This is a genomic window from Macrococcus equi, assembly GCF_047426745.1.
GTDB lineage: Bacteria > Bacillota > Bacilli > Staphylococcales > Staphylococcaceae > Macrococcoides > Macrococcoides equi.
In genome coordinates this window covers 232,148-255,641 of sequence record NZ_CP179732.1, presented here as the reverse complement: position 1 = coordinate 255,641, position 23,494 = coordinate 232,148, and the positions used below count along the sequence as shown (strand labels likewise).

The 23,494-nt window shown below is 33.8% G+C and carries 25 protein-coding genes; 12 read left to right on the top strand and 13 right to left on the bottom strand.

Going from position 1 to position 23,494, the window contains the following annotated elements; all coding sequences use genetic code 11:
* Positions 1-214 precede the first annotated feature (214 nt).
* The 3 genes from ACMGE6_RS01285 to ACMGE6_RS01275 form a co-directional block, all read right to left on the bottom strand.
* A complete protein-coding gene (locus ACMGE6_RS01285) occupies positions 215-1,723 on the bottom strand; it encodes a peptide MFS transporter (RefSeq protein ID WP_414044773.1) in 1,509 nt (502 codons plus the stop codon).
* Between the two features lie 176 nt (positions 1,724-1,899).
* Positions 1,900-2,397, bottom strand: a complete 498-nt coding sequence (queF, locus tag ACMGE6_RS01280; RefSeq protein WP_414044772.1) for a preQ(1) synthase — start codon at positions 2,395-2,397, stop codon at positions 1,900-1,902.
* Between the two features lie 54 nt (positions 2,398-2,451).
* Positions 2,452-3,297, bottom strand: a complete 846-nt coding sequence (locus ACMGE6_RS01275; RefSeq protein WP_414044771.1) for a DMT family transporter — start codon at positions 3,295-3,297, stop codon at positions 2,452-2,454.
* 416 nt (positions 3,298-3,713) lie between these two features.
* Here ACMGE6_RS01275 and nrdI point away from each other — a divergent pair, with 416 nt between their 5' ends.
* From nrdI to ACMGE6_RS01255, 4 genes are all read left to right on the top strand, one after another.
* The gene (nrdI, locus tag ACMGE6_RS01270) at positions 3,714-4,109 is read left to right on the top strand and encodes a class Ib ribonucleoside-diphosphate reductase assembly flavoprotein NrdI (protein WP_414054152.1); all 396 of its coding nucleotides are present in this window, start codon (positions 3,714-3,716) and stop codon (positions 4,107-4,109) included.
* Positions 4,072-6,177, top strand: coding sequence for a class 1b ribonucleoside-diphosphate reductase subunit alpha (nrdE, locus tag ACMGE6_RS01265; RefSeq protein WP_414054151.1), 2,106 nt, complete (start codon positions 4,072-4,074; stop codon positions 6,175-6,177). The genes nrdI and nrdE overlap by 38 nt, the downstream gene beginning before the upstream one ends.
* Before the next feature lie 88 nt (positions 6,178-6,265).
* The gene (nrdF, locus tag ACMGE6_RS01260) at positions 6,266-7,234 is read left to right on the top strand and encodes a class 1b ribonucleoside-diphosphate reductase subunit beta (protein ID WP_414044768.1); all 969 of its coding nucleotides are present in this window, start codon (positions 6,266-6,268) and stop codon (positions 7,232-7,234) included.
* Between the two features lie 125 nt (positions 7,235-7,359).
* Complete coding sequence (locus tag ACMGE6_RS01255; protein WP_414044767.1) at positions 7,360-7,770, top strand: FixH family protein; 411 nt, start codon at positions 7,360-7,362, stop codon at positions 7,768-7,770.
* 38 nt (positions 7,771-7,808) lie between these two features.
* On the opposite strand, the gene murB is transcribed toward ACMGE6_RS01255, so the two are convergent.
* Both murB and ACMGE6_RS01245 read right to left on the bottom strand, forming a co-directional pair.
* Positions 7,809-8,723 carry a UDP-N-acetylmuramate dehydrogenase gene (gene murB / locus ACMGE6_RS01250; protein ID WP_414044766.1) on the bottom strand — a complete coding sequence of 305 codons (915 nt, stop codon included), beginning with the start codon at positions 8,721-8,723 and terminating at the stop codon, positions 7,809-7,811.
* Between the two features lie 57 nt (positions 8,724-8,780).
* Entirely contained in the window at positions 8,781-9,281 is a 501-nt protein-coding gene (locus ACMGE6_RS01245) for a GrpB family protein (protein ID WP_414054150.1), read from the bottom strand.
* Between the two features lie 121 nt (positions 9,282-9,402).
* Between ACMGE6_RS01245 and ACMGE6_RS01240 the strand changes: the two genes are divergently transcribed.
* Positions 9,403-10,296, top strand: coding sequence for an EMYY motif lipoprotein (locus ACMGE6_RS01240; RefSeq protein WP_414054149.1), 894 nt, complete (start codon positions 9,403-9,405; stop codon positions 10,294-10,296).
* Between the two features lie 96 nt (positions 10,297-10,392).
* On the opposite strand, the gene ACMGE6_RS01235 is transcribed toward ACMGE6_RS01240, so the two are convergent.
* Positions 10,393-10,605, bottom strand: coding sequence for a hypothetical protein (locus ACMGE6_RS01235; RefSeq protein ID WP_414054148.1), 213 nt, complete (start codon positions 10,603-10,605; stop codon positions 10,393-10,395).
* Positions 10,606-10,746: 141 nt separating this feature from the next.
* Here ACMGE6_RS01235 and ytxJ point away from each other — a divergent pair, with 141 nt between their 5' ends.
* Positions 10,747-11,067 (top strand): bacillithiol system redox-active protein YtxJ, encoded by a 321-nt coding sequence (ytxJ, locus tag ACMGE6_RS01230; RefSeq protein WP_414044762.1) that lies wholly within the window; start codon positions 10,747-10,749, stop codon positions 11,065-11,067.
* A 77-nt stretch (positions 11,068-11,144) separates the two neighbouring features.
* The gene (locus ACMGE6_RS01225; protein WP_414054147.1) at positions 11,145-12,230 is read left to right on the top strand and encodes a glycerate kinase; all 1,086 of its coding nucleotides are present in this window, start codon (positions 11,145-11,147) and stop codon (positions 12,228-12,230) included.
* 66 nt (positions 12,231-12,296) lie between these two features.
* Here ACMGE6_RS01225 and pepT read toward each other — a convergent pair whose 3' ends face one another.
* The 6 genes from pepT to ACMGE6_RS01195 form a co-directional block, all read right to left on the bottom strand.
* The gene (gene pepT, locus ACMGE6_RS01220) at positions 12,297-13,520 is read right to left on the bottom strand and encodes a peptidase T (RefSeq protein ID WP_414054146.1); all 1,224 of its coding nucleotides are present in this window, start codon (positions 13,518-13,520) and stop codon (positions 12,297-12,299) included.
* 103 nt (positions 13,521-13,623) lie between these two features.
* Entirely contained in the window at positions 13,624-14,109 is a 486-nt protein-coding gene (locus ACMGE6_RS01215; RefSeq protein WP_414054145.1) for a threonine/serine exporter family protein, read from the bottom strand.
* Between the two features lie 13 nt (positions 14,110-14,122).
* Positions 14,123-14,881 (bottom strand): threonine/serine exporter family protein, encoded by a 759-nt coding sequence (locus ACMGE6_RS01210; protein WP_414054144.1) that lies wholly within the window; start codon positions 14,879-14,881, stop codon positions 14,123-14,125.
* Between the two features lie 41 nt (positions 14,882-14,922).
* Entirely contained in the window at positions 14,923-15,987 is a 1,065-nt protein-coding gene (gene gdpS / locus ACMGE6_RS01205) for a GGDEF domain-containing protein GdpS (RefSeq protein ID WP_414054143.1), read from the bottom strand.
* A gap of 11 nt (positions 15,988-15,998) precedes the next feature.
* Positions 15,999-16,853: a YitT family protein gene (locus ACMGE6_RS01200; protein ID WP_414054142.1), complete on the bottom strand. Its 855-nt coding sequence runs from the start codon at positions 16,851-16,853 to the stop codon at positions 15,999-16,001.
* Between the two features lie 67 nt (positions 16,854-16,920).
* A complete protein-coding gene (locus ACMGE6_RS01195; RefSeq protein ID WP_414054141.1) occupies positions 16,921-17,877 on the bottom strand; it encodes an LCP family protein in 957 nt (318 codons plus the stop codon).
* Positions 17,878-18,064: 187 nt separating this feature from the next.
* On the opposite strand from ACMGE6_RS01195, the gene ACMGE6_RS01190 reads away from it, so the two are divergent.
* Positions 18,065-19,108 (top strand): glycosyltransferase family 4 protein, encoded by a 1,044-nt coding sequence (locus tag ACMGE6_RS01190; RefSeq protein WP_414047793.1) that lies wholly within the window; start codon positions 18,065-18,067, stop codon positions 19,106-19,108.
* Positions 19,109-19,184: 76 nt separating this feature from the next.
* On the opposite strand, the gene ACMGE6_RS01185 is transcribed toward ACMGE6_RS01190, so the two are convergent.
* Positions 19,185-19,817 (bottom strand): YigZ family protein, encoded by a 633-nt coding sequence (locus ACMGE6_RS01185; RefSeq protein WP_414054815.1) that lies wholly within the window; start codon positions 19,815-19,817, stop codon positions 19,185-19,187.
* A 132-nt stretch (positions 19,818-19,949) separates the two neighbouring features.
* Between ACMGE6_RS01185 and fakB1 the strand changes: the two genes are divergently transcribed.
* From fakB1 to hpf, 4 genes are all read left to right on the top strand, one after another.
* Positions 19,950-20,807 (top strand): fatty acid kinase binding subunit FakB1, encoded by an 858-nt coding sequence (fakB1, locus tag ACMGE6_RS01180; RefSeq protein WP_414054140.1) that lies wholly within the window; start codon positions 19,950-19,952, stop codon positions 20,805-20,807.
* A gap of 64 nt (positions 20,808-20,871) precedes the next feature.
* Positions 20,872-22,101, top strand: coding sequence for a DEAD/DEAH box helicase family protein (locus ACMGE6_RS01175; RefSeq protein ID WP_414054139.1), 1,230 nt, complete (start codon positions 20,872-20,874; stop codon positions 22,099-22,101).
* Entirely contained in the window at positions 22,091-22,783 is a 693-nt protein-coding gene (locus ACMGE6_RS01170; protein WP_414054138.1) for a ComF family protein, read from the top strand. The genes ACMGE6_RS01175 and ACMGE6_RS01170 overlap by 11 nt, the downstream gene beginning before the upstream one ends.
* Before the next feature lie 60 nt (positions 22,784-22,843).
* Positions 22,844-23,404: a ribosome hibernation-promoting factor, HPF/YfiA family gene (hpf, locus tag ACMGE6_RS01165; protein ID WP_414054137.1), complete on the top strand. Its 561-nt coding sequence runs from the start codon at positions 22,844-22,846 to the stop codon at positions 23,402-23,404.
* Positions 23,405-23,494: the final 90 nt, after the last annotated feature.

The following is a 23,494-nucleotide window of genomic DNA, read 5'->3' as shown; positions in this document are numbered from 1 at the left end:
TCGAAAATTTATATTATTTCAGAATATTATTTTACCACTAAATTTTGTACAATCAATAAAAATTTTAAAAGTCGAAATATTCAAAATCAAATTTGTTCGCATGTTTGTAACAATATTATCAACTCATACATATTGATATATCCATGGACGTACCATTTGATTGCATCCAGCCAAAAAAAGAGATATACCTAAAAGGTATATCTCAAAAGTAATATTAATGAATACCACGCATAAATTTCTTCATAAACGGACTGATCAGTAATAATATAACTGCTAATCCTAATGTGACAAGTCCAATATGACTAAAGTATTGATATTTCTCAACTGAATCATAATAATTTACTAATTTCGCATTAACGATTTGTGCAACTGTATTAGCTAAAAACCAGATACTCATCATTTGTGAAGTAAATGCTTGAGGTGCTAGTTTAGTTGTTGTAGCAAGTCCGACAGGTGATAAACAAAGTTCTGCCATCGTTACTAATAAATAACTTAATACAAGCCAGCTAGGGTTCATTAAGTCCCCCCCGTGTGTTAAAGGATATACCATGACTAAATAACTAACAGCCGCTAAAAATAATGCAATACTAAACTTCACTACGGTTGGTGGATTGAATCGACCCAGTTTTACCCAAAGCCACGCAAATACAGGTGCAAGCGTCACGATAAATAATGGATTAAGTGACTGAAACCAGGCAGCTGGAATTTTAAAATCGATTGCGCCATTTGTAAGGACATGCATATTTAATTGTGTATTTTTATCAGCAAATGTTGCAAGTACTGTTGAACCCTGTTCCTGGATACTCCAGAATGCGACAGCTGCTAAAAATAGCGGAATATATGCTCCGACACGTGCTTTCTCATCTGAAGTTGCTTTTTTTGATAGGAACATACTCGCAAAATAGAAGAACGGTAATACAATTCCTACAATTGATACAACATTCATAAAACTTGCTAATGATAATTTACCCATTGCAGCACTGATTCCGAAATATGCAGCAATGATAACAAGAATAATACCCACTGTCATAAATGTTTTCTTCTTTTCTTCAGGTGTTACCGGGTTAGGAATATCAAGTCCAGATAAACCTAAAGTTGGTTTAGCGCGTAATACATAAACGATTAAACCACAGAACATACCGATAGCAGCAACCATAAACCCAGCATGGAATCCAACATTTTCCTGTAACCAGCCAACGAACAATGGTGAAATGAAGGCCCCTAGGTTAATTGACATGACAAACAATGTAAATGCAGCATCAACTTTTGGATCATTTTTATGATACAACTCACCAACGTTTGAAGAGATGTTTGGTTTTAATAAGCCTGTTCCTAAAATAATGAATAATAATGCAGCAAGTAATAATGCAAAATTATTCGGTAATGATAAGAGAATATGACCGATCATAATTAATATTGCACCATAGAAGATGGATTTACGTGTTCCGATAAATCTATCAGCAAGCCATCCCCCGATAACACCACTCATATAGATGAGTGCACCATATATTGATACAATCTGCATAGCAAGTGCATCCGGTAAACCAAATCCACCATCTTTAACTGAATAATACAAGTAATAAACTAATATTGCTTTCATACCATAATAACTGAAGCGCTCCCAGAACTCCGTTACCATTAATGTAAATAATCCTTTAGGATGTCCAAAGAAACCAGTTCTTGGCATACTGTTTACGACTTCTTCACGTGTGTGTTGAGCCATATAAAATTCCCCCTTGATATACACACTTATAAATATGTTTTGTTATAAAACTATTTATATATAATACACTTATTTAAATTTTAAGACAATTCTTTTTTTTAATTTTATGCATAAAAAGATATGTTTATGAGGAAATCAAAAAAACTTGTACATCTCATAGTGAGACGTACAAGTTTTTAACGATTAGTAATTGTTTCAGGATATAAGTCATGGTTCATTAAACGATAATTCGCCATTTCTTCATATTTAGTACCAGGGCGTCCGTAATTAGTATAAGGATCGATTGAGATTCCACCTCTAGGTGTGAATTTGCCCCAGACTTCTATGTAATGCGGATCCATCAGTGCAATGAGATCATTCATAATAATATTCATACAGTCTTCATGAAAATCACCATGATTTCTAAAGCTAAAGAGATATAATTTTAATGATTTAGATTCAACCATCTTAATATGAGGAATATAACTGATGTAAATTGCCGCAAAATCTGGTTGTCCGGTTATAGGACATAGGCTCGTAAATTCAGGACAATTAAATTTAACGAAATAATCCCTGCCTTGATGTTTATTATCGAAAGACTCTAGAATGTCTGGGTCATATTCGTATAAATATTTATTATTTTGGTTACCGAGTAAAGTAATATCTTGTAATTCGTCTTTTTGTCGACCTGTCATATGTGACCTCCATTTTCCTCTCATTATAATTGATAATTTTGTAATTGTGAATATTTACGCACGAGCACGCTGAAACATGTAATAACTCGCACAGAATATAATAACATAGCCCATACAACTTAAGTAATCCGGTATTTCATTAAACGTAATGAAACCGATGAGTGCACTAAATAATACTGTTGAATAGAAGAAAATAGATATATCTTTTGCAGCAGCATGCTGGTAAGCAATCGTTAAACCAAATTGACCAACTGTGGCGAATACGCCGGACAATAAGAGATAGATAAGCTGTGTACTACTCATCGGAACATATTGAAAATACGTGATGGGTAATAGTACAATCGTTGAGAAGAAAGAAAAATAAAAAACAGTAGTATAAAATTCTTCTTTAGAACCAAGTACTCTTAATGTTGTATAGGCTAATGCGGCGAATATAGCTCCGGCTACACCAATCAGTGCAATTGTTATATCTGAAGAAAAGCTTGGTTTGATGATGAATAGTGCACCGCAAAAGGCAATCAACATACTTAAGAGCTGGTATTTCTTAATAGTTTCTTTTAAGAATACTGCACAGAAAATAATGGTGAAGAATGGACTGAGTTTATTCAACATGTCTGCATCACTTAAAATCATTTTATCGATAGTGTAGTAATTGAGCAGCACACCTGTTAAACCGAAAAGGCTGCGCATCATGAGAATCGGTTGATTTTTTAAACTGCCGAATAACTTTGATTTATATTTGTATACAAAATATAGGGGAAGTATCATTCCGACCAGGTTTCTAAATAGGGATTTTTGAACTACTGGCAGGTCGCCAGATAGTTTTACAAATAGCCCCATCAAACTAAATCCAAGTGAAGCGATTAATAACCATATAATACCTTTAAGTTTATTATCCATTAGCATCCTCTCTTGTTTTGAATCATTGTGTTTATAATGATAACATAAGTCATTTTTATAGCATTATTTGAGATAGTTATCAATATATTAAAACAGAATTTTTTTTCATTACCATACTTACATTTTTTCAACATCAAGAAAAGTAGACATATCAATGGGTTGAAAAGTTGTCGAAAAAGTCAATCACTAAAATTAAATTTTTTTGAGGTTGTTCTGATTGAAATGGTATTTTTAAGTGCTATAATTAATCGTATATCTTGTGTGTGTGTAATTTTTGCACCACTATATCTTGTGTTATCTTTCCGTTTGAGACACAAGATAATTTGAAACTAAAATGAGAAAAATACGATACATATTTACTATTTATACATGACGTAAGGCTTAGTAACGTTCCTTATGATGCAGGAGTGGTCATCATGCTTATTATTTACTATTCACTAACAGGAAATGTTCGTCGTTTTATTCAAAAGTCAGGTCAACCTCGATCGTTACCTCTTGAAACTGCAATGGAAGAAGAAGTGTCAGAACCCTTTATTCTTGTAACTGGAACAATTGGTTTTGGACAGGTACCAGATGCAGTATCTCAATTTTTAGAAAGATATCATCATCATTTAACGGCTGTTGCTGCGAGTGGCAACCGAAATTGGGGACAAAACTTTGCTAAAGCAGGAGATTTAATCAGTGCTACATATCAAGTACCCTTACTGATGAAGTTTGAACTTCACGGCAATCAACGAGACGTAGAATTATTTAATAAAAAGGTGGAAGAATGTAATGAAAACAGTAGAAGAGAAGCAATACAAACATATTGAATTAAATAATCAGGTGACTAAACGCCGTGAAGATGGTTTTTTTGATTTAGCTAAAGATCAGGAAGCATTAGCTGTATATCTTGAAGAAATCTATGATCTTACGATACATTTTGATTCACCACTTGAGCGTTTACACTTTTTAGTAGATCAAAACTTTTATTATAATTTATTTGATGAATATACTGAAATTGATTTGATGGAAATTATTAAATACGCTGAAAGTATACCTTTCCAGTTTGCCAGCTATATGTCAGCAAGTAAGTTCTTTAAGGACTATGCTTTAAAGACAAATGACAAGAAACAATATCTAGAAGATTACAAACAACACGTAGTTATTGTTGCACTATACCTTGCAAAAGGTGATAAAGAGAAAGCAAAAGCACTTGTTTCAGCTATGATAGAGCAGCGTTATCAGCCTGCAACTCCTACATTCTTAAATGCAGGACGCGCCCGTCGTGGGGAACTAGTATCTTGTTTCTTACTTGAAGTAGATGATAGTTTAAACTCTATCAATTATATTGACTCAACTGCGAAACAGTTATCTAAAATAGGTGGCGGCGTTGCGATTAACTTATCGAAGCTGCGTGCTCGTGGTGAAGCAATTAAAGGTATAAAAGGTGTGGCTAAAGGTGTATTACCTGTTGCCAAAGCACTTGAAGGTGGATTTAGTTATGCTGATCAGCTGGGGCAACGTCCGGGTGCTGGAGCAGTCTATTTAAATATTTTCCATTATGATGTATTGGAATTCCTTGATACGAAGAAAGTAAATGCAGATGAAGACTTACGACTATCAACGATTTCAACAGGCTTAATCGTACCTTCTAAGTTCTTTGATTTAGCTAAGGACGGTAAAGAATTTTTTATGTTTGCGCCACATACTGTTGAACGTGAATATGGCATTACATTAGATGACTTAAATATCGATGAAATGTATGATGAATTAGTCAATAATCCTAATATCATGAAAAAATCAAAAGATGCACGTGAAATGCTGAATTTAATTGCACAAACACAATTACAATCAGGCTATCCTTATTTAATGTTTAAAGATAATGCGAATAAGGTTCATGCTAACTCAAACATCGGTCAAATCAAGATGAGTAACTTATGTACGGAAATCTTCCAGTTACAAGAAACATCAGTCATCAATGATTATGGTACAGATGATGAAATTAAACGTGATATATCTTGCAACTTAGGCTCACTTAATATTGTGAATGTAATGGAATCTAAGAAATTTCAGGATTCAGTTCATATCGGTATGGATGCTCTCACAACAGTAAGTGATGCAGCAGATATTAAGAATGCACCAGGGGTAGCAAAAGCTAACCGTGAATTACATTCTGTTGGACTAGGTGTGATGAATCTTCACGGGTTCTTAGCTAAAAATAAAATCGGCTATGAAAGTGATGAAGCAAAAGAATTTGCGGCGACTTTCTTTATGATGATGAATTATTATTCGATTGAGCGATCAATGCAGATTTCAGTAGAACGTAATGAACGCTATGCAGATTTCGAACAGTCTGATTATGCATCAGGCAAGTATTTTGAGAAATATGAAACTACAGACTATACACCACATTCTGATAAGGTGAAAGCATTGTTTGAGGGAATGCACATACCGACTCAGGAAGAATGGGTAGCGTTAAAAGAAGCGGTCATGAAGAATGGCCTTTTCCATGCTTATCGTTTAGCGATTGCACCAACACAAAGTATTTCATATGTGCAGAATGCAACAAGTTCTGTAATGCCGATTGTTGATCAAATTGAACGCAGAACATATGGTAATGCAGAAACTTTTTATCCTATGCCGTTCTTATCTCCAGAGACGATGTGGTTCTATAAATCAGCTTTTAATACGAATCAAATGAAACTGATTGATCTAATTGCAACAATTCAGGAGCATGTGGATCAAGGCATTTCTACGATATTATTCGTCAACTCTGATATATCAACACGTGAATTATCACGACTATATGTATATGCACACTATAAAGGTTTGAAATCTTTATACTATACACGTAATAAGTTATTAAGTGTAGAGGAATGTACAAGTTGCGCAGTATAATATATTTAATGAATAAATAAGGGACTAAGAGGCCGATTTTCGGTCTCTTAATAGTGTTTTATAAAACAAATGACAAAGGACTGAAAAAATGAAAGCTGTTAACTGGAATACACAAGAAGATATGACCAATATGTTCTGGCGACAAAATATTTCTCAAATGTGGGTAGAATCAGAATTTAAAGTGTCAAAAGATATCGCAAGCTGGAAAGAACTTACTGATGATGAGAAATACACGTTTAATCATGCACTGGCAGGTCTTACAGGACTCGACACACATCAGGCAGATGACGGTATGCCTTTAATTGGTTTACATACACAAGACTTACGCAAAAAAGCTGTGTATTCATTCATGGGTATGATGGAGCAGATTCATGCTAAAAGTTATTCACACATCTTTACAACACTTCTACCGTCATCTGAAACTAATGAGTTATTAGATAACTGGGTAGTGAATGAACCCCACCTTAAATTCAAATCAGATTTAATAGTTAGTAGATATCATAAACTATGGGCAAAAGATGCTTCAATCTATGATCAGTATATGGCTCGTGTCGCTTCTGTCTTTTTAGAGACATTCCTTTTCTATAGCGGATTCTACTATCCTTTATATCTGGCAGGGCAAGGTAAGATGACAACATCAGGTGAAATTATCCGTAAAATATTACTTGATGAATCAATTCACGGTGTATTTACTGGCTTAGATGCTCAAAGTTTACGCAATGAGCTTACTGATGATGAGAAATTAAAAGCAGATAAAGATATGTATGACATGCTTCAAAAGCTTTATGCAAATGAAGAAAGTTATACAAAGATGCTTTATGATCGTGTGGGATTAACAGAAGATGTTTTGAATTACGTGCAGTACAATGGTAATAAGGCGTTAGCGAACTTAGGTTTTGAACCTTATTTTGAGGAGAAAGATTTTAATCCAATTATCGAAAATGCATTGAACACATCTACTAAAAATCATGACTTTTTCAGTGTAAAAGGTGATGGTTATGTTATTGCGTTAAACGTAGAAGCATTAACAGATGAAGATTTTGTATTTGAGAACTAATATTTTGACAAGCTGATGACATTTTGGGCATCAGCTTGTTTTTTTAGCGTTTGTCACAATTTTGTTGTTGAAAAAATACTAAAATTTTCTAATAATTAAGTGGATTAAATTTTTAGGAGGTTCTTATGAAAAAATTATTACTTATTGGAGCAAGTGTCATCATGCTGACAGCTTGTGGTCAGGAAAAAAAACACGAAGGTCATGAAGGACATAGCAGTCAATCAGAGTCTAAGGCAGTAACACCTCTTACTGTTGACTTAAAAGCTCCAGCAAAAGTGAAAGCCGGAGATAAAGTTAAAATTACAGCGACAGTAAAACACGGTAAAGAATTTGTGAACAATGCAGATGAAGTGATGTTTGAAATTATCAAAGATAAAGATATGAAGCATTCAGTGAAGGAAAAAGTTAAGAAAGCTGAAAAAGGTGTATATGAACTTGAATATACATTTAAGGATAAAGGTCACTATAATGTCATTAGCCATGTCACGGCCCATAATCAACATACAATGCCAAATGCTGATGTTACAGTTCAATAAAATTATAGAAGGGATAAGGACTGCTGTCCTTATCCCTTCTATAATTTTTCGCCTATTACTCTGACTTCAGGTTGTAATTCAACACCGCTATTATTTAGAACGACTTTTTGTACATGGGCAATCATATTTTCGTAATCTGTAGCTGAACCGTTATCGACGTTAACGATAAATCCTGCATGTTTTGTTGACACTTCAACGCCACCAATACGATGCCCCTGTAAGCCGGCTTCCTGAATTAATTGTCCGGCAAAATGACCCGGAGGTCTTCTGAAGACACTACCACATGAAGGATATTCTAAAGGTTGTTTTTCCTCTCGACGTTCTGTTAAAATATCCATTTGTGATTGAATTAAGTTAATATCACCACGTTCCAGTTTAAATGAAGCTTCAAGTACGACGTAGTGTTCTGATTGAATAATACTAGTTCTGTAGTCGAGTTTAAGTTCTTCATTCGTCAGCGTAATGATTTCTCCGTTCTGGTTAACGACCGTAGCACTTTCGATAACGTCCTTGACTTCACCGCCATAAGCACCAGCATTCATAAATACTGCGCCTCCTACTGAACCTGGTATTCCGCATGCGAATTCCAGACCTGTAAGATGATGATCGCGTGCAATACGTGAGACATCGATGATGGCTGCACCACTGCTTGCAATAATCGTGTCAACTTCAACCTGTACTTCAGTAAGACCTAAAAGACTAATAACAATACCACGAATACCACCATCGCGAATGATTATATTAGAACCATTACCAAGAAAAGTGACAGGAATTTGATGTTGGTTAGCAAATTGAATTGTTTTTTGAATTTCAGAATATTTCACAGGGGTGATATAAATATCAGCATTTCCACCTGTTTTTGTATATGTATAATTTTTTAAAGGCTCATTTTTTTTAATATGTGAAGCTCCGATAAGTTCACTTAGGCCATCGTAAATTTCATTTACTTGCATATATATTACGCCCTTTCAGTAAATTCAAACTTAATTATATCAGTTAATGTATGGATTTCAAACTGACAGATGACGTTTAAACCAATCTGATTTCATATTTTCATATTCTTTCACAGAAATTTCATTTTTTATAGACAATTTAAATTCATTGAAAGCATGATATTGTGATGTTAAAATTTCCTGGCCCTGAATATATTTTGATAACTTTTTACTATTATCCTCGACGATATGAAGTCTCACTGTTTCATTTAAAGTTTTAAGGTTATCAAATTTTGCATAGACACATTTTTTATCATAAGGATGATGCATGCGATAAAAGTGTTGCAAATTTAAACGTTTTTCGTCGAGTGTTGTCATCGCATGCAAACTTTTTACAACTACTAAAACATCAATGATACCACTTGTTAAAGCACCTTCCACTGCTGTAGAACCAATATGATAGGTCTTGATGATTGGTGTATCCAGTAAATTGACAAGCAAACTGTCTACTCGTTTGAACTGCTTGCTATAAATCGCACGATGATTATTTTCTATAAGTAAAGGTTTTTGTTTAAGCATATATTGGGATTCCTTTCGTATGTCGCTTCATATTTCTCTACCTACTTCGTTTTCCGAGAGATAATCATTGTTTAAATTCACGGATAAATTAGGTATAATATTGATATTGAGGAGATAATATATGAAAAATATTTATTCTATACTATTTATACTATTCGTAAGTATCATTATTACCGGATGTGGTGATAAAGTAAAGTCCGATATAAATGATTATAAATCGCAAATGAAAGATGTACAATCTGAGGAAAAGAAGCTCGTAGCTTTAATTGATCGTTTAGGGTTAGACAAAGCTGATCAGTTACTTGGAACAGAAGTAACTGAAGAAAAAAAGAAACAACTTAAGCAGATAGAAGAGGATATAAATAAAAAAATCAAACCTCAATTAAGTATTTATGAAAAGAAAGTAAGAGCGGTAGAACCAGTAACAAAAGAAGTTAAAGACGTTCACAATATTTACGTGCGCAATTTAAATAAAAAGAAACAATTTATTTCTGAACTTGAACAATATATGAAGTTATTCAATCAATCAATCTTGTCGAATGAAAAGATATTAGATTATACGAGAGTTTTTGAAAAGAATAAAACGCTCAATGAAAAATATGTTCAGCGTGCTGAAAATAATGCTGCAGATGAAAAAGATTTTGAAATATTATCAAAAATAGTTAATAATAACAGTGATGAACTCAGGAAAAAAGTTGCATATTTAACTTCAAGTGCAACGATACCAGAAAAACAAAAATATATTGATGATACACTTATCCCTTTGCTTAAAACATACGTAGATAAGTTAAATCAAACGAAACTAAAATCAAACAATGTAGTAGGGATGCGTAAAGCAACGATTGAGACATACTATAGTCTTATTAATTACTACAAAGAAAGAAAAGTAGCGATGAAGACAGAGAATGAGCTTCAGAAAATGCCAATTCAGGATATTCTGGCAAATACCAAAGAAATCAAAACAATGGATGAAAAGTACAATGAAGCGTTAAATGACCTGGAGTCTAAACAATAATTGAAATAAAAAACTGAACAGATCATCAATTATCGTAATTAATGATCTGTTCAGTTTTATTTTTAATTTTGAGGAAAACTTACAGTATGTATCTTATTATTTTTTGGTTATTTGTTTGTCTTGTTTAGAGATAATTACATTTTTTACAATCACGGTAAGTACCCAAATAGCAATCGCAATAAAAATGATAATTGTGAGCATTGGATTTTTATTGATATCCTTAAAGAAAAGTAATACATAGATTAATACACAAGTATTTAATGTATCAATAAAAGTCCACCTTTTAAGCGGGAATTTATTATTATTCATAAGATCCTCCAATTAATTATTTTATTATATTATAACAATGTGTATTTATTTGAGATAGGGGTATAAATAAATAATAGATTGCAAAAAAAATCTTACCATGATATATTTTAAAAATCGAATGCACAATGATGGGGTGAAATCATGATTATAAAATTGAATACGATTGAACAGTTTGAAGAAATACTGGAAAATAACTCTAAGATTTTCTTCTTAAAACATTCAAATACATGCCCAATTTCAGCTAGTGCTTATGACCAGTTTGATAATTTTGCATATGAACGAGATATTAATGCTTATTATTTAATTGTTCAGGATGCACGAGAATTATCAAATTATATTGCAGCTAAAACGAACATTAAACATGAATCACCTCAAGCTTTTTACTTTAATAATGGTGAAGTTACCTGGCATGATAGCCATAAAAATATTACGATAGCTAATCTTTCTAAAGCTGAAGAATAGTTTCATGGTATGATAATTAATATTGAATTAACTTAACTAATAGTGATACTATTAGTTATTTTATTTTGGAGGAAAACATGAAGATATTAGTCGCAATGGATTCATTTTTTGATAAATTATATTCTCATCATGCGAATCAATATGTTTTTGATGGTATTAAAGCTGCACACAGTAGCGCTAATATTGTGATGGTTCCCTTGTTTGAAAGCGATAAGAATATGATTGATGCATTGCTTGTATGGGAAAAGGGTCGTAAAATCAAACGACAAGTAAAAGATGGCAGTCTTTTACCTGTCGAAGTTGAAGTTGCTATACTAGGTCACGATACGATGTTAATTGACTGTAAGGATGTCCTGGGACAGAACAATAACCCGATAGATTCATCAAGTTATGGTTTAGGTGAACTGGTAACTCAAGGTATGGATATGGGGATTAAATCGTTTATTATATCGATTGGTGGGCTAACAACATTTGATGCCGGAGTAGGAATGTTATCTGCATTCGGTGCGAAATTTTATAATAGAGACCTTGCTATAATGGAAGATGTATTAACACAGAATGACTTAAAGGAAATCAGACATATTGAACTGAGTGATCTCGATAATCGTCTAAAAGATGTAAGTTTTACAATTGTAAGTGATCATCAATATAAAATATATGGCAAGGAAAGTCATATTGCGCATAGCGATTATGATTTCGATACGAAACAATCTGTTGATAATAATATTTGGTATGTTACGCAGCAGTTTAAGAAAATTGGCATAGATTTTACCGCTTCAATTTATGGTGGTGATGGTGGGGCGATAAGAGCGATATTTGAGCAGATTTTTAAGGCTGAAACGATGACTTCAGCACAGTTGATATTTGATCGTACCCACATTCATAATTTAATGGATGAAGCAGATATGGTGATTTATGGTGGGGGAAGTATCGATGAATCGACAGGTTCACTGGTGGTTAGTGAGATTAATAAAATACAAAATCCTGAGAAAACAAATATTTATTTAATGGCAGGGAAGCAATATAAACAGATGAGTAACGACAAATCAGTGATTGAACTAAACATCTATCCGGAAGTAAAAGAAGATACAAAAGATATTCAAATAGGGATACAGTTGCAAAATGCAGTGAAAAATATTTTGATGGCCACCCAGAAAAAATAAAAAAGTACAAAATAACCGACTCAATGTGATTTGAGTCGGTTGTTCGTTTTATGATTTAATTTATAACTATGCTTTCTCTTCGAATTTATTTAAGATTCCTACAATTGTCATCACTGATTTTTCCATATCGTCAATAGATACATATTCATAAGGTCCATGGAAATTTTCAGCGCCGGTGAAGATGTTTGGTGTTGGTAATCCCATAAATGATAACTGACTACCATCAGTCCCACCTCGAATCGGCTCAACGATCGGTTCAATATTTAAAGATTGCATTACCGCTAATGGCACATCGACTAAGTCTTTGTGGGGAGTAATCTTCTCTCCCATATTATAGTATTGATCTTTAATAACTATATTTGCTGCATTATCACCATATGTTGATTGCATGTCGTTGATAATTTTTTCCATTGTTTGCTTACGCACATTGAACTGTTCGCGATCGTGATCACGAATAATATAAGATAACTTTGCGTGTTCAACATTACCTTGTAAATCCATTAAATGATAGAACCCTTCATAACCTTCTGTGTGCTCTGGGCGTTCTAATTCTGGTAAAGCATTTTGAAAGCTTACAGCCAGGTTTAGTGCATTAACCATCTTATCTTTTGCGCTGCCCGGATGAACATTCACACCATTAAATTCGACCTCAACACCTGCTGCATTAAAACTTTCATATTGTAGTTCACCACGTCGACTGCCATCAATAGTATAAGCAAACTCAGCCCCAAAACGTTCTACATCAAACTTATGAGGTCCACGACCAATTTCTTCATCTGGTGTAAAGCCGAAACGAATTTTTCCGTGCTTAATTTCTGGATGTTCAAGTAAATATTCGATAGCAGTCATAATCTCAGTAACGCCGGCCTTATTGTCAGCACCAAGTAGTGTCGTACCGTCAGTCGTCATTAAAGTATGTCCAGTGTATAGTTCTAATTCGGGAAATTTAGCCTTTTCGATGACTAGGCCATTCTTTAACGTAATGTCATTCCCATCAAAGTTATCGATGATTTGAGGAGAGACATTCGCACCTGTGAAATCAGGTGAAGTATCCACGTGAGCAAGTAACCCGATTGTTGGAACATTTTTATCTGTGTTTGATGGTAATGTTGCAAATAGGTAGCCGAACTCATCTATATCAGTTTCAAGTCCTAAATCTTCAATTTCTTTTTGCAGGAGTCGAAGCAAATTCCATTGTTTTTCTGTAGATGGTGTTGATGTACTCGCTGCATCAGACTCCGTGTCGATTTTTACATAGGTTGATAATCTATCGATTAATTTAGTTTTCATATTAAATCCTCCTGTTAAATTTTATTAATACTTATATTCTAATCTTAATTGACAAAAAAATCACACTAATTTTTATTTCACTAGTGAGATAAAAATTAGTGTGTTAGAGTTTGACAGGTTCTTCACCTTTTTTACGACGATGTCTGGTATATCGGAAATGTTTATATCCTTTCAGGAAGGTCTGGAATACGATTTCTGCAATTAGCAGACCGAAAGCAATGGCGCCTGAGGCAAGAGTTGCTTCCATTCCTTTTGCTAAAGCTTCACTAAAGTCAGAGATAATAAGGTTTTTTGTAGCGTCATATGCAACACCACCAGGTACTAGAGGGATGATACCTGCAACGTTAAAGATGATGACAGGTCGTTTGTAATATCTTGCGAAAAAATGTGCACATAGACTTAAAGCAAAAGATCCTAAAAATACGCCGACCGCTAGTGTTAATTTCGTGGATTCTGCAATCGTATAAACCATCCATCCAATCGAACCGACTAAACCACAAGCGAACAATAATTTTTTAGGAGCATTGAAGACAATCGCAAAAAATACAGACGCAAAAAAACTAATTACCGTTTGAAATAGTAAGGTCATATCTCATCCTCCTCTAAAAAATAATTAATATGGTAGCAACTCCAGCACCTATTGCAAAAGCGGTAAGCGCCGCTTCAACTCCTTTGGATATGCCAGCGAGTAATTGACCAGCCATCATATCACGAATCGCGTTTGTGATAGGTACACCTGGTACGAGTGGCATAACAGCGGAAATAATAATTTTATCGAATTCACCAGGCAAGATATAGTTAACGAAGAATAGAGAAAATAAAGCGATTGCCATCGCACCTGCATATTCAGCGAAAAACTGAATTTTATATAGTTGACTGAAGTAGTCACAGACAAAATACCCGAGACCCCCAGCTAAAAATGCTGGGATAATATCCATTGGCTGCCCTTTAAACATTAGTAAAAATAACGCACAAACATTCGCACTGGCTAATACTTTCAGCCAAAAGGAATATTGTAAATCAGCTTTTTCTAATTCATCCAGAGCAAGCTTTGCTGCTTCCAACGTAACTTTACCGCTTGTAATGGCACGAGAAATCTCATTTACCTCTGAAATCTTTTCGAGGTCTGTCGTACGATCTGAAATACGATATAGGCGTGTTGAACTTTTTTCGTTAAGTGAAAATATAATAGCGGTAGGTGTCACAAAACTATGCGTATTAAACAGACCATAATGAGAAGCAATTCGTGTCATCGTATCTTCAACGCGGTAAGTTTCTGCACCCGATTCTAATAATATTTTACCAGCCAGCATTGCAACGTCTTTTACCTTTTTTTCGTCATAGAGTTGAACTGAAACCATTTTGACCTCCTTAATAAAAATAACAGAAAGACTACTTCCTGTTATTTAATAATGGGATTGAACATTACTGTATTTTGTCCCTGATTTTTTGCTGCATGTAACATTTCATCTGCTTCTTTAAATATTTTACGATGTGTCTTTATCTCATCTTTTGTAATATATCCTATACCAATCGTCACTGATAGATGAATGACTTCTTTATTAGGTAGGTGGAATGATGAATTGACGACACCTAATCTAATACTTTCAGCAATTTTAACTGTCTCATCTAATGTCTGACGCGTAAATACCACACTAAATTCTTCACCGGCATTTCTAAAAATTTTAGCTTCTGTTGGAACATAATTTTTAATAACCTGAGCCATTTGTTTTAGCACTGCATCACCGGCATCATGTCCAAAACGATCGTTAACTTCTTTAAGATCATCAATGTCGATAAGAAGTAGCGAGAGGGCGTGTTTTGCTTCGGATGAACTTTTACTTACAACATTTAAGTAACGATCAAATTCACGAACATTTTCAAGGCCGGTTAAATGGTCAATTTCATCTTCTTTTTCATAACGCTGAATGACACGATAAATGCGCCATATATCTACAAACATAAGACTTGATGTAAGTGATAATACAAAACTTGATATAGTGATCAAAATAATAGCCAATAAATTAAACGTACCCGTGAAATATTGATATAAACCAATAATCACAAGACTTAATAATGTTAACCATTGGATTGCGTTAAAGTCAGTTTGTTTGATGAAAGGTCCAATCATACTGGCACAGCCGGCAATGAAGAGAAGAACACCTGCATCTTCGAGTGATGCATGAAAAATAAAGATTTCAGCGAGTACTAAAATTGTGGCACTGAACATCGTATATAAAAAATTAGTATAGCGCCCTAAAAATAGTATGGGTATAAATGCCAGATGAAAAGAAATATCATGATATCTTACTGGATAAGTCATCAATAGAAAGGATATCAGTGTCATGAGCAGTGTAATGTAGTTTTTTGAGAATACAATTTCTTTTTCCTCAAAAAACTGAAATCTATGAAATAAATATATACCACTGACTGTAACAGCAGCATTAAATATAATGGCTTCTATCATCATATCCCTCCTTATTTGCTACGGTAAATCTTGGCAGATGAGAACCCTCTACCAATAATCTCAGAAGTATTGATAAATATTACAAATGAATCTGGTTCTTCTCGTGTAATAAGTTGTTTGAAATAAATCGCTTCTTTTTGTTCCATAACCGAAAAAAGTATACTTTTACCTTCACGATTATAACCACCAAATGCGTTAACGCTAGTAACACCACGCTCAACATGCTCATGTATAAGATTGATAATTTCCTGCTCTTTTGTCGTAATGATGAATACGAGTTTATTATCTCCTGTACGTAATTGCACAATATCAATCACTTTACTAGTGACATAGATCGAAATCAATGCATATAATGCAAGTTCAAAGTTAAATACAAATGCACTGAGAATCACTACAAAGGCATCAACAATTAACTGACAGAATCCACTGGAAAGCCCTGTGTATTTTTTCACGATTTGTGCAAGTGTGGCAGTACCACCGGTCGATCCATTACCACGATATACAAGACCAAGCCCGATGCCAAGCACAATGCCTCCATATAAAGAAGAGAGTAGAGCATCGGTTGTACCTTTTTCTACTAAACTTGAAGTAAGAAAAATAGTGAATGGCACAACAAAAGTTGCAATGACTGTTTTTAAACTGAAAGATTTTCCAAGCGTTAGCCAACCTACAATAAAGATTGGGATATTAAATAGAAACTGAATCATTGCAGGATCAGTACCCATCATTTTATTGAGGATAGTACTTAAACCCGAAATGCCACCTGCAGCAATTTGGCCGGGCAGCAAGAAAAGATTATAACTAATCCCTACTATAATTGAACCGATGATTGTATATAATATATCAACATATATACTTTTTTTCATGCTACTCCTCCTTTTGTTCAAAAAAATAGTAAAGCAATACAATCAGTGCTTTACTTATTTTCTAAAATTAAATACCTAAGTTGTCTTTCATTTGCTGCTTTACGTCTTCTTTCATGCCTTCATTCGGTATGAAATACCATAATCCATCAGATTCAATTTTATTATTTCCATTTAAATAGAGTTTTTTAACTGTTCCAACCGCAGGAGGATAATTTTTTCTAAGCTTATTGATGTCCTGGAAAGCAATATTAGTTGTTACACTAGTTGAAATCGTTTTTAATATTTGATTAAACTTTGGCACAGATTCAATACTAAGCATTTTATCTGTAATCGCCTTTACGATAACTTGCTGACGGATTTGACGTCCTTCATCACCCATCGCCCCTTTTTCTTTTCTGCTACGAGCAAATGCAAGCGCGTCTTTACCATTCATATGATATTTCTTGCCAGAGACAAAGTTGTATTCTGCAAATTTAAATGTATGTGGGCTCACTACATCAATACCACCAATATTATCGACGATATAGACAAAGTCATCCATATCTACTGTTGCATAATAGTCTATCGGCATATTAAAATACTTTTCAAGAGAATCAATTGCCATTTTAGGTCCACCATATGCATATGCATGGTTAATCTTTTCGGTAGTACCATGGCCAACAATTTCAGCTTTAGTATCTCGAGGGATACTCATAATCGTTGTTAACTGTTTTGCTGGATTTACTGTCGCAAGGATAATTGTATCTGAACGTTTTCCTTCTTGGCGCAATGCACGGCCGGCATCAGAATCCAGACCGAATAGTGCGATTGATATGGGTTGACCTGAACTCAGATCAATATTACCTTGACGCATTTCAGAGGTAGTACGAGAGTACTTAGGGTCTTGTAATGTATCTGCTGTATGTTTCAGCTGGAAAAAAACATAGATGAATAATAATGCAAAAACGAATATAGTTACCATAAACAGCGATGCAAGGACAAAAAACAATTTTTTTTGAGTTCTTACACGTGCACGAGAGCTCATAAATAATCTCCTTTATATCAATAGAAATACTTTCTTTTAACCGTATTATTATGTATCAAAAACTGTAATCAGTCAAACAAAATTAGACTTAAATTGTCGATTGAAAGTCGCTTTAAATTTAATATTTAATAGGATACAACTATTTTCTGTGCTATAGTAATAAAGAATGAATAGCTTGAGGTGGCTTATGTTTACATTAAAATTAATTATGATAACCATTTTAATTTCGTTTATTTTGACCCCGATTATTATCAAATTTTCTCATCTTGTGGGTGCGCTGGATAAACCAAATTTACGTAAAGTCCATAAACAGCCAGTTTCAGTATTAGGTGGCGTTGTTATTCTGATTTCTTTTCTAGTAGGAATTTGGATTGGACATCCTGTTGAGCCAGAAATAAAGCCTATTATCATTGGAGCAATTTTGATTCATTTACTAGGTATCTTTGATGATTTATTTGATTTATCAGCATTGACAAAGTTGATAGGCCAGATAGGAGTAGCATTAATCGTGGTGATGCATGGTATAACACTCGATCTAATCACATTGCCTTTTGGTATCGTGATTGAGTTTGGATTTTTAAGTATACCGATGACCATTTTGTGGATTGTAGCAGTCACCAACGCAATTAATTTAATTGATGGATTAGATGGGCTGGCAACAGGTGTGTCAATGATAGCACTTGGAACGATTGGGTTTATTGCAATACTACAGCAAAATATATTTATTATGATGATCTGCAGTGTTTTAATAGGATCTTTACTTGGATTTTTGAAATATAATTTCTTTCCGGCAAAAATTTTTCTTGGGGATAATGGGGCTTTGTTATTAGGGTTTATTATCGGTGTCTTAAGTTTATTAGGCTTCAAGAATATCACGCTGATATCTTTATTCTTCCCGATTATTATTCTGGCTGTACCATTTATTGATATGGGTTTTGCGATGATTAGAAGGTATCGTCAAGGTAAGCCGATTATGCAGGCAGATAAATCACATTTACACCATAAGCTCTTAGGACTAGGATACACGCATGCACAAACCGTGATATTGATATATTCAATTGCAACTTTGTTTAGTATTGCATCGATCATACTTTATTTATCTACAAAATTTGGCGCAATACTGATTGTAACCCTTATTATTATAACTATAGAATTAATCGTTGAATTTACGGGGCTAATTGATGATAATCATAAACCAATGCTAAAGTTACTAAGAAAAGTTATGAAATAAATTTTTAATTATAATACTATATATAGTAAAGTGAGCACCAGAGTTTTATCTAACATCTGGTGCTCACTTTATTAGGTTATAGATTAAAAGGTAACATAAGTTCCTGTTCAATTGAAAATAGTGCGTTCCCTTGCGTCGTTTCAGTTAGAAATGCCTCAAATGAAGCTTTATCTTCAGCAGTAATTTGAATATGATATGTTACTTTGTCGGTGTAAATGGTATCAAGTATCATAAAGGGGTGTTCTGCAATTGCATGTTCGAATTTGCCGGTTGCATCATAGCTTAATCTAACACTATATTTTAAAGCATTCTTAACGATGACTTTACCAATTGATTTAATCGCTTGAGTAACACCTGATTGATAAGCTCGTATTAAACCACCTGTACCTAATTTAATGCCGCCGAAATATCTTGTGACAATAGCCAGTGTGTTATGCACATCATTTTTTTTCAGTGCCTCAAGCATTGGGACGCCAGCAGTTCCGGATGGTTCACCGTCATCATTTGCTTTTTGAATTTGATGCTGGTCACCAATTGTGTAGGCAGAACAATTATGATTTGCATCTTTATGTTTTTTCTTAATTTCACTAATAATCGCTTTTGCTTCATCTTCAGATTCAACTTTATATAAATACGTAATGAAGCGTGATTTATTAATAACTTCTTCGTTTACAGTATCTTCTTTAATCGTTATATAATTTTGCATGATATCCCTCATTTTTATAAATATCTTTTATTTTAACAGACTAATCAAAATATTATCATATCATTTGTATTACTTTATTTTTAGCATTAAACCGTATAATATATATATTGGGATGTAATGGGACGGAGGTCATTTATGAAAACAGCCATTATTACAGATTCAACAGCATATCTTCCTGATTCAATAATAAAATCTTTAGACATACGCATTATTTCTCTCAATGTTATATTTAAGGATGAAATATTTGTAGAACAGGATTATGACGTTCAAACTTTTTATGAAAGAATGCGTACGGAGAAAGAATTACCGACAACGAGTCAACCGACGACAGGAGAATATGTCGCACTTCTGGAACAATTAAAGGATGAAGGATTTACGGATTGTATTTCAATTCATTTATCTAGTGGTATTAGTGGAACATACCAAAATGCAATTACGGCAGGTTCTATGGTCGATGGTATTGATATACATCCATTTGATTCTGAAATTGCAGCGATGGCGATGGGGTTTTATGTGATTCGTGCTGCAGAGTTAAAGAATTCTTTATCGCCTGAAGAAATTATAGCTGAGCTTGAAGATATGAAAAAAGATATTCATGCCTACTTTATTGTAGATGATTTAAAGAACCTTCAAAAGGGCGGTCGTTTAACAGGTGCACAGGCTTTAATTGGTAGTATGCTTCAGGTGAAACCTATCCTGCATTTTGTGGATACTAAGATTGTACCGTATGATAAAGTACGTACGAAGAAGAAAGCAATCAAACAAATCAAAACGTTATTTGCTCAAGAAACTAAAGATTATTCTGATATTACAGCTGTTCTGATCCATGCGAATGCATCTGAAGAAGCTGACGATATACTTGCAGAATTGAAAGCAGAGTTTCCACATGTAGATTTTGTGAAAAGCTATTTTGGTCCGGTTATTGGTACACATTTAGGTGAAAGATCTATTGGGCTAGGATATATGAACAGAAAGTTTAATTCTTTTAATTAAATGTCTTATATTTTATTATTTCCGGCACACAATTATTTGTGTGCTTTTTTTTATGGAGGAAAAAATGAGAATATTCATTTCAGATATTAAGACGGAATTTCCAGCGATTAATATCACTCGAAAGATAAAGTGTAACTTTTGTCTTAATGAACAGCAACGCTTATTTTATACTTATTTTCATCATGGCTATCAGCAGCAAGTACATTACTGTAGAAGCTGTATTGCTCAAGGCGTTCATTCAAAGCATTATCTACATCTGGAGGCAACACATCATTTTAAGGAGTCTATAAAGCTTGAGTTGCCTTTCGAACTCACCTGTCAACAGAAAAAAGCTTCAGCATTTATATTAGAACAAATAAAAAAACAGCAAACATGTTTACTTTATGCGGTAACTGGAGCAGGAAAAACTGAAATGATCTTAGATGGAATCGTTGAGGTGAGAAAGAAGGGCGGTAATGTCGCTGTTGTTTCACCACGAACCGATGTTGTGAAGGAACTGTCTTTACGATTAACAAATTATTTAAAGACAACGCACATTGCAACTCTATATGCAGGTCATTCTGAAATAACTAGTGAACATTTAATTATTAGTACGATTCATCAGTTAATGTATTTTAAAGATCATTTTGATCTAATTATTATTGATGAAATAGATGCATATCCAGTGGGATATGATCCAAGATTAATGAAATTGCTACGCAGAGCAAAAACACACAATGGTATTTTCGTATACTTGTCAGCTACACCTCCTAAATATATAAGAAAGGAATGTAGGCAAAGTACTGTATATTTGCCGCTACGTTATCATGAGCGCCCATTACCTGTGCCTGAATTTCGCTTTTTAAGTCAAAAATCAATTACAAGAAACTTAAAAAAATTACTCGATAAGGTGACTCATAAAAATACGCTGCTTATTTTTTTTAATGACATTCAGTTAATGGAAGCGTGTTATGATGCATTCCCCCAGAATTTACAGCAAAAAACGATTTGTGTATATGCAAGCGATCATGAACGACATGCAAAGGTAGATGCGATACGGAAAGGTGAATATCAGTTTATTTTAACCACGACCATATTAGAACGTGGATTTACAATGTATGGATTAAGTGTATGGGTGATCAACAGTCATCAGTTTAAAAGTGATAGCTTAATTCAGATTGCAGGGCGAGTGGATAGGAAGGGTGCGAAAAGGAATGGAGAAGTGTTATTTTTTCATGATGGGATAAGTAAATCAATGATACAGGCTGTTAAAGATATAAAGCTGATGAACCGGAGGGGAAGAGATGTATCATAACAGATGTATTGTATGTGATAATCAATTGATAGAAATCCTAACGATTGATAGTTTGTTTTCATCATTACCAATGATATGTGATGTATGTGAAAATAATATTGTGCAAATTAATGTATGTAAAAGATGTGAAAACTGTAAGAAAAAACTCGATATTGATGAAAATAAATGTATTGACTGTATGTTTATACAGTCACAATTTTCATTTACGAATGAACTTGATTTTGTGAGTGACTATCATGCACAACTATCTGCACTATTGCATCAATACAAATCAAGTGGCGATATATTATTAGCTAAAGTTTTAGCTCATCTGACGCTAAAGCATTATTCAAAAAAGTATTTTAAACAATTTGATTATATTATTCCGATGCCTATATCAGATAAGCGATTAGCGCTTCGGGGGTTTAATCACATTACAACGATATTAGATCATATGGCTATTAAATATCATAATGTACTTCAGACTGATTATCGTGAAAAGCAGATGCATCTGACAAAAAAAGAGCGACTATCACAAACGAATCCTTTTCGCTTAATAAATGCGTGTGATATAAAAGATAATGCTCGTATCTTACTGATCGATGATATCTATACAACAGGTTTAACGATGAGTCATGCTAAGAGTGTATTATTATCCAATAAACATTGTGAAATCAAGATGTTAGCGTTTGCAAGAGCCTGAATATTTGGTAAAATATAAGTAGGAAGAAACAACAAGAATAGTTTCAAAGGAGTGGGAACAATGATTAACTATGAAATCCACGGAGACAACATTACGGTTACAGACGCAATCAGAAATCACATCGAGGAAAAATTAAGCAAACTTGAAAGATACTTTACAAATGTGCCGGATGCGAATGCACACGTAAAGGTTAAAACTTATCAAGATGGTAAATCTAAAGTTGAAGTAACGATCCCATTAAAAAACGTTACACTACGTGCAGAAGAACGCCATGATGACTTGTATGCTGCAGTAGATTTAATCGTAGAAAAATTAGAACGTCAAGTTCGTAAACATAAAACAAAAGTTAACCGTAAATTCCGTGAAAAAGGAATTGAAAAAGAAGTATTTCCAAGCTTACCTGAGGTAGAAGAAGTACCTGCTGAGAAAGAGGATGAGATTGAAATCATTCGTTCTAAGCAATTCGATCTTAAACCAATGGATGCTGAAGAAGCGGTATTACAAATGAATTTACTGGGACACGATTTCTTTATCTTCAATGATGCAAAGACAAATGACACGAATATCGTTTATAAACGTAAAGATGGTAAATACGGTTTAATCGAAACTTCTGTAAATTAATAATAAGAGATTGGCTGAGACGAAGAAATTCGTCTCAGCTTTTTTATACATAAACAAAATATACTAATTATTTCAATAAAAACGTGAGAA